The sequence below is a fragment of the Citrobacter sp. GW821-FHT02E08 genome (assembly GCF_059421685.1).
Genome location: NZ_JBWKVL010000037.1, coordinates 1 through 1181, shown reverse-complemented (window position 1 = coordinate 1181; position 1181 = coordinate 1). Strand labels below are relative to the sequence as shown.

1 protein-coding gene is annotated in these 1181 nt (G+C 49.2%); it reads right to left on the bottom strand.

Annotation, left to right across the window (positions count from 1 at the left end; genetic code table 11):
- Window positions 1-1102 (bottom strand): IS3 family transposase gene (locus AC07UY_RS21725; RefSeq protein WP_494701937.1). Its coding sequence is split into 2 segments (ribosomal slippage), with 1103 coding nucleotides annotated over them: window positions 1-841 and window positions 841-1102; the frame shifts between segments, so codons are not numbered across the junction. This gene is flagged as partial in the annotation.
- Window positions 1103-1181: the final 79 nt, after the last annotated feature.

Genomic DNA, 1181 nt, shown 5'->3' with positions numbered 1-1181 from the left:
GCATTTTTTGAGATCCCAGCCAAATAATGGTGTTGTCGATATTCCTCCGGCGTCATATTGTTCAGTGATTCATGCGGACGTTCACAGTTATATTCTGACAGCCATCGCTCCGTGATTTCCCGCACTTCACTCAGTGTTCTGAACAGATAAAAATCGAGTATTTCTGTACGGTATGTCCGGTTAAAGCGTTCAATGAAAGCATTTTGAGTCGGTTTGCCAGGTTTGATAAATTCCAGCTTCACTGCATGCTTTTCTGCCCACTCAGCCAGTGCCAGTGAGATAAATTCCGGGCCGTTATCCATACGCAGCATGACCGGATATCCCCGGTTTGCCGCGATCCGGTCAAGTACACGAACCACTCGCTGAGCTGGCAGGTTCAGGTCTATTTCGATCGACAGCGCCTCACGATTAAAATCATCAACGACATTGAACGTACGAAAACGACGGCCACAGACCAGGGCATCATGCATGAAATCAACAGACCAGCTCTGGTTCAGCATCTCTGGGATAGCCAGCGGCAATGGGTTACGTACCGGCAGTCGTTGTTTGCCCTTACGACGAAAATTCAGCTTTAGCAGGCAGTAAATTCGATGGACCCGCTTATGGTTCCATGGGTATCCCTGCCGCCGCAGAACCTGGAAGAGTTTCGGAAAACCGTATCGTGGGTATCGCTCTGCCACTGCCTGCAACGCGACAATAACAGGTTCATCACGCGAGGTATCGGGACGGTAATGGTAAACCGTTCTGCTCAGGTTCAGGCTTCGACAGGCCTGACGGATACTGAGTCCGAACGTCGTTATCAGATGAGTGACCAGCTCACGCTTAAAGGCTGGTTTTAAAGCTTTTTTTCGATAACATCTTTCAGTGCCCGGTTCTCAAGGCTCAGGTCGGCAAACATCTGTTTGAGACGTCGGTTCTCGTCCTCAAGACCCTTGATCTTTTTAATATCAGAAGCCTCCATGCCGCCGTATCTGGACTTCCAGTTGTAGTAGGTGGCTTCAGAAATACCGGCCTCCCGGCAGACATCTTTAACAGTTCGTCCGGCTTCAACCGATTTAATCACGGCGATGATCTGATGCTCAGTAAAACGGGCTTTACGCATAGCGATCTCCTTCGTTGGCAGATTGAGTATGCCGGATGATCTCTAAATGTGAATGGCACGATTATGCGGGATACTTACA